Below are 5855 nucleotides of genomic sequence, written 5' to 3' on the forward strand. Positions count from 1 at the left end.
CGACACTTCGAAGCGTGAAGAACGGCCGCCCTGCTGTCCCGGGAACGAACCAAGATCAGCGGGTCAGGTGAACGGCCGAGGTTAAACACCAAGCTTAGAGGTCGTCTCATTTGGCCTGTTAGATAGTCTGCGGTCGTGGGGATCGTGGAGCGTCTGGTGCCGGACGAGTTGTGGGAGTTGTTCGAGCGAGTGGTGCCACCGGCTCCGTCACGGCCGCAGGGTGGCGACCGACGACGGTACGGGACCGCGAGGTGCTGGCGGCAATCGTCTTTGTGGCCACGTCGGGCTGCACGTGGCGGCAGTTGCCGCCATCGTTCGGCCCGTCCGGGCCGACGGCTCACCGCCGGTTCACCGAGTGGAGCAAGGCACGGGTGTGGGCCAAGCTCCATCGCCTGGTGTTGGACGAGCTCGGCGCGCGGGGCGAGCTGGACTGGAGCCGGTGTGCGATCGACTCGGTGAACATGCGGGCTTTGAAAGGGGGGACCTGACAGGTCCGAATCCTGTCGATCGGGGCAAGAAGGGCTCGAAGATCCACTTGATCACCGAGCGGACCGGTCTGCCCCTCTCGATCGGCATCTCGGGTGCGAACCTGCACGACAGCCAGGCGCTGGAGCCCCTCGTTCGCGGCATACCGCCGATCCGCTCCCGACGCGGCCCCCGCAAGCGCCGACCGGGCAAGCTCCATGCCGACAAGGGTCTACGACTACGACCACCTGCGCCGATGGTTACGCGCACGGGGCATCACCCACCGCATCGCCCGCAAGGGCATCGAGTCGTCCACGCGGCTGGGCCCTCACCGCTGGACCATCGAACGGACGATGGCCTGGCTCGCCCGGCTGCCGCCGACTCCACCGCCGCTACGAGCGCAAGGCCGACCGCTTCCTCGCCTTCACCAGCATCGCCTGCACCCTCATCTGCTACCGCAGGCTCACCAAATGAGACGACCTCTTAACGACCCGCCATACGGCAGCGGCGCAGGGTGGCCAGGGTGCGTTCGAGGTCGTCCGGTCGGGGCCGGTTGTGCGGCAGCTTGGCCAGGAGGGCGGCCATACCGCACGTATTGGTGAGCGCGGAGAACACGAGTCCGCCGGCGACGCCCACCGAGAGCAGGTGCCAGGCCGAGTGGAGCAGCCCGAGGCCCAGACCCGCCAGCACCAGTGCGCCGGCGGTGAAACGGACTTGGCGCTCCATGGACCACCTACTGGGGGTGGGGCCGTCCGGGCGGTGGAGTTCATGGCCTTCGTCCGCCCACGCGCTGGTGCCTCCGACCAGGGTTGCAGCGGGGATGCCGTGTTCGGCGAGGAGCGCGCAAGCGCTGTCGGACCGGGCTCCCGAGGCACAGACCATGAGGAGTTCGCCGCGATTCGTGGCCTTCCTGATCTCGGACAGCGCGCGGTCGAGCATGTCGAGCGGGATGTTGAGCGCGCCGGGCAGGTGGCCCGAGGCGTATTCGGCCCGGGTGCGGACGTCGATGACCGTCAGGTCGTGAAGTCGGGAGCGGACCTGGCCGGGAGTGAGTGTAGCGGTCGTGTTCATGTCGGGTCTCATCCTTTGGAGTGGCCGGTGTCTTCCCCGAGGGAGTAAAATACCCCCAGGGGTATATGTAGGGAGTTGTTGTGGATCTGGATCTCGCGGGTGCTGAGCTGAGGGCCGTACTGAATCGGCTGCGCCGGGCCCAGGGCCAGATCGCCGGCGTGATCCGGATGATCGAGGAGGGGCGCGACTGCGAGGAGGTCGTGGCGCAGCTCGCCGCCGCCTCGCGCGCCCTTGATCGGGCAGGGTTCGCGATCATCGCCACCGGCCTGCAGCAGTGTCTGACCAATATGGAGACCGGGCAGACGACCGCGGAGGACCGGGAGCAGATGCGTGCGCGGCTGGAGAAACTCTTCCTGTCGCTCGCCTGACGCACGCCGGGCCGCTGTCATACGAAGCTGCCGATCAGCGTGAGTCCGGCGACGACAAGCAGGACGCGGGCGAAGATCCGCCGGAGCGTGTCGGGCTTCCCCTTCCCCGACCAGCGCTTGCCGTCCCAGGCACCGAGGATCGCGGCCCCGTGAAGGGCGCGACGACCGACCAGTCGAGGCCGTCCGCCGTGCCGGTACGGGTGACCAGGGCAGCCAGCGCGTTGACGATGATCACCAGCAGGCTGGTGCCGATGGTGGTCCGCATCCGCAGGCCCAGCGTGGTGACCAGGGCCGGGACGGCGAGGAAGCCGCCACCTACTCGCAGTGCTCCGGTGACGGCTCCCAGTCCGGCCCCGGCTCCCGCCGTCAGGCCCTTGTGCACAGCGCCGTCGGCCTCCACGGCGGAACGGAGTCCGCAGCATCCGCATCGCCGCGAGTGCCGCGACGGCCGCGAACGCCCCGGTCAGCAGGGCCGGGGGCAGCCGGCTCGCGACTGCGCCGCCCGCCGCCGGCACCAGGCCGGCGGCGAAGAGCACTCCAGTGCCCCATCGGACGTTGCCGTCGCGAGCGTGCGCGTACAGCCCTGTGGCGGCGGTGGCGGCGACGAGGCTCGCGGTGGTGGCCGCGGCCGGAGTGAAACCGAGCAGGTAGATCATCGCGGGGACGGCCAGCACGCCGCCACCGTCCCCGAGGGCTCCGAGCGCGAGTCCGACAACATTTCCGGCGATCAGAGCGAGAAGCAACGTATTCACGCGATCGATCCGCTCGCTCCGCGCCCGTGGACCACGGGCAGCCCCGCCCGGGTCCAGGCGACCATGCCGCCTGTCACGTCCACGGCCGTCAGGCTGCGCGCGGTCAGCAGTTCAGCGGCGCTTCGGGAGCGGTTGCCGGAACGGCAGATCACCACCAGCGGCCGGTCTCGGGCGGGTGTGGGAAGCGCCGCTGCGGCGGCGAGCGCGGTCAGCGGCAGATGGATGACCCCCGTGGCGTGGCTCGCGGCCCATTCGTGCGCGTCGCGCACATCCAGCAATACGGAACCGCCCGGGTCACGGGTACGTTCGCGGGCTTCGGCGGGGTCGACCCGGCCAGGCCCTCGACGGGAGAGAGACATGGTCGTTCCTGTTCCCGAGTCGGTGGTGGAGGGGCGGTTGGCTCCGGTCAGCTCTCCACGACGGGCAGACCGGCCGTCCGGGCCGAGTCGAATCTGTCGTCCACGGCGACGACCTCACGGCTGGCCGCGTCCAGCAGGGAGGCGGCGATCCCGGCCCGCATCCCGCCGGCGCAGTGCACCCAGACGGTGCCGGGCGGTATCTCCCAGATCCGAGAGCGCAGCTCGTGCAGCGGTTGCGGCGAGTGTGCCCAACGTGTCTGGTCTGCATGACCGACACCGTCCAAGCCATCGCCGGACTGCCGTCACAACAGCAGACCGCCACCCTTGTGGCTGGTCAATGAATGTGAATACGGGGCGGAACCGCACTTCTCGACATACCACTGGCAGCCCCATCAGCAGCCTCTTCCCAGGCATGACTTCCGCTCTGCAAACCAAGGGCTGTGAACGACTGGGTGATGGCGGGGCAGTGCAGCCAGAGTGGCCGAGGCTCTGCTATCAGGGCTTCAGCCGACCAACTGCCGTCCTGACGCCGGGACCTGAGAATGAAATCCGTGCCTGATTGCCATACCTCAGGATCGAGGACACCTGCGTTGCCTAGAGCAGCCAGTGCTATCCCCGTTGCAGAAGGAGTACTTGCACCGCCGTCCTCATGCGACCAGCCACCATCGTTGTTTTGTAGCCGGAGCAGTCGCAGGGCTACAGCTCGTCCGAGAGACTCCGACCAGCCCAGCGCGTCGGCCGTTCGATAGGCAGCATATGGCTGACCACGGTGCTGGTGGGGCACAGGACTTGATTCTCGGGCGCGATCAGCCAGCCAAGCTCGAGCCCTCTCGGCCGAAGGAGCCGACACCTCTGGATACTGCCGCAGGGCGGCGACGACATGACTGGTCGTCTCTTCGCAAGCGGCCTCGAGTTCCCCATGGGCCGACGGAACCGTCCACAGCCCCGCCGTGGTCTGCCGCTCACCGAGAAACGACAGCCCGCGCAGCACCACATTGTCCGGCAGTTCTAGCCCTGCGAAGGCCGTGAGCACCAGCCCTGTTGTGCTGCTGTCAGATTCTGTTCCGAAGCTGAGCGGCCAGCCTCCATCGTCGTTCTGTGCTGCAAGGAGAAAGGCCAACGCGTGAGGCCGGGCGTGGGCGACGAACGCAGGGTCTTCCCTCAGCGCACGAAGTGTCAGAGCGGTGCTGCGCACGTCCCCCGCAGAGCACCCCCAAGTTCCGTCGGATTGCTGCGCCACGAGCAGTCGTGACCGGTGACGCCGCGCCGCCTCGCTCGCGGGAGCCACCGCGTCCTGCGCCATAAGGGCAAGAGAGGTGTGGATGGGCCCCCTGGAACCGGCCGCCGCAAGCCCACGATCTCCGGCTGCCAGCCGGTCCACGGCACGGTTGGCTCCTTCGAAGTTGGGCGTGGGAGCCTCGGTCAACACGTAGGCGACCGTTTCCTCCAGGGAGGACGAATTGTGACCCGCAACTGAAAGCGACTCGCGCAAGGTCTCCACTGATGGGCCGCCGTGGACCGCCCTGTCGGAGTACAGGGCTATGGCCATGACGAGCCTTGACCACCGGACCGCCGCCGCGCTGCCGGCCTCGAAGGCATCGATGTCCAGCTCGACGGGCCGAGTGTCGTCCACGGCCAGGGCCCACAGGAGCCTCTCCACCGGCCCGCTGAACTCTCGCAGCTGCTCCACACCGTGCTCTGTGAGCCAAGCCCGTGCCCGAGCCACCGCCGCGTTGGATGCGTCATCCCTCTTGAGTGCGAGTGCGATGCATGCCAGCGCCGTGTCCGAGACCCGCGGCGACCGGATGTTCCAGGAACCACTGTTGTGCTGGCTCATCAGGCAGTGCATCACAGCCGCCCTGACGGCCATGGCAAGCGCCTGTTCCTTACTCGTGGTCATCGTCTTCCGTTCCAGTCTTGACAGCAATACTGGTCTCAACGCGGTGGAAGAGGGCTCGGTTCAAAGGTTGGTCAGGCACCTCGCAGCATGGCAGAGCGTTGGCCGATGAACCTCGCGCTTCTCTCCGTACTCTGAGGTTCCTGAAGGCACCCTCGGGCGCCTATACAGACGGAATCGACTGGTCCGCTTGGGCGGTCAGTGCTGCTTCCGCCAGGCCGAGCGCATTCCGCTGGAGGGGGTGGTGCCCGAGCAGTGGCGGGCCGCGGTAGTGGGCGAGCGCGGGCGGGTCGAGCGCATCCCGTACGAGCTGTGCGTCCTGGTCTCGCTGCGGGACGCGCTGCGGCGCCGGGAGATCTGGACGGCCGGCGCGAACCGCTGGCGCAACCCCGAGGACGACCGGCCGCAGGACTTCGAGGACAACCGACGTTCACTACGGGTCGATCCGCCGGCCGCTGGACCCAGGAGAGTTCATCGACGGCCTGCAAAAGAAGCTCCGGGAGGCCCTGACCCGGTTCGATGCCGCCCTGGAGGCCGGCACGACGGGCGGGGTGGAGGTAATCCGTAGGCACGGCGAGCCGTGGATCAAGGTCTCGCCGCTGGGCAAGCAGGAGGAGCCGGAGAGCCTGGTCGCTCTCAAGGCCGAGATCGAGCGCCGCTGGGGACGATCGACCTGATCGGCATCCTCAAGGAGGCCGAGTTCGCCGTCGGCTTCAGCTCTGAGTTCACCTCGGTGGCCAGCCGCGAGGCGGTGCCCAGGGACGTTCTGCGGCGTCGGCTGCTGCTGGTGCTGTTCGCGCTGGGCACGATGGCCGACCCGAGGTGGGCCTGTCGTCTCACCGGCGCCAACCGTTGGGTGCTGTCCCCTGTTCTGGAGCCACGTCAACCCCTACGGCCGGTTCGAGCTCGCCATGGACTCGCAGCTGGAGCTGATGCCGCAGGC

At 68.2% G+C, this 5855-nt stretch carries 5 protein-coding genes and 3 pseudogenes; 3 read left to right on the forward strand and 5 right to left on the reverse strand.

What is annotated here, in order from left to right; translation table 11 throughout:
* Positions 1–144: 144 nt before the first annotated feature.
* Positions 145–939 (forward strand): annotated as a pseudogene (locus ACWGI8_RS37685) (IS5 family transposase).
* 9 nt (positions 940–948) lie between these two features.
* Here ACWGI8_RS37685 and ACWGI8_RS37690 read toward each other — a convergent pair.
* Positions 949–1536, reverse strand: coding sequence for a rhodanese-like domain-containing protein (locus tag ACWGI8_RS37690; RefSeq protein WP_453667945.1), 588 nt, complete (start codon positions 1534–1536; stop codon positions 949–951).
* Between the two features lie 80 nt (positions 1537–1616).
* Between ACWGI8_RS37690 and ACWGI8_RS37695 the strand changes: the two genes are divergently transcribed.
* Complete coding sequence (locus ACWGI8_RS37695; RefSeq protein WP_453667946.1) at positions 1617–1904, forward strand: metal-sensitive transcriptional regulator; 288 nt, start codon at positions 1617–1619, stop codon at positions 1902–1904.
* 34 nt (positions 1905–1938) lie between these two features.
* On the opposite strand, the pseudogene ACWGI8_RS37700 reads toward ACWGI8_RS37695, so the two are convergent.
* The 4 genes and pseudogenes from ACWGI8_RS37700 to ACWGI8_RS37715 form a co-directional block, all read right to left on the reverse strand.
* A pseudogene (locus ACWGI8_RS37700) lies at positions 1939–2656 on the reverse strand (sulfite exporter TauE/SafE family protein).
* Positions 2653–3015, reverse strand: a complete 363-nt coding sequence (locus ACWGI8_RS37705; protein WP_453667947.1) for a rhodanese-like domain-containing protein — start codon at positions 3013–3015, stop codon at positions 2653–2655. Before ACWGI8_RS37705 ends, ACWGI8_RS37700 begins: the two are co-directional and overlap by 4 nt.
* Before the next feature lie 47 nt (positions 3016–3062).
* A pseudogene (locus tag ACWGI8_RS37710) lies at positions 3063–3248 on the reverse strand (rhodanese-like domain-containing protein); the annotation flags it as partial.
* Positions 3249–3349: 101 nt separating this feature from the next.
* Positions 3350–4915, reverse strand: coding sequence for a hypothetical protein (locus tag ACWGI8_RS37715; protein ID WP_453667948.1), 1566 nt, complete (start codon positions 4913–4915; stop codon positions 3350–3352).
* 548 nt (positions 4916–5463) lie between these two features.
* Between ACWGI8_RS37715 and ACWGI8_RS37720 the strand changes: the two genes are divergently transcribed.
* Entirely contained in the window at positions 5464–5589 is a 126-nt protein-coding gene (locus ACWGI8_RS37720) for a hypothetical protein (RefSeq protein WP_453667949.1), read from the forward strand.
* Positions 5590–5855: the final 266 nt, after the last annotated feature.

Source organism: Streptomyces sp. NPDC054841 (assembly GCF_053611045.1).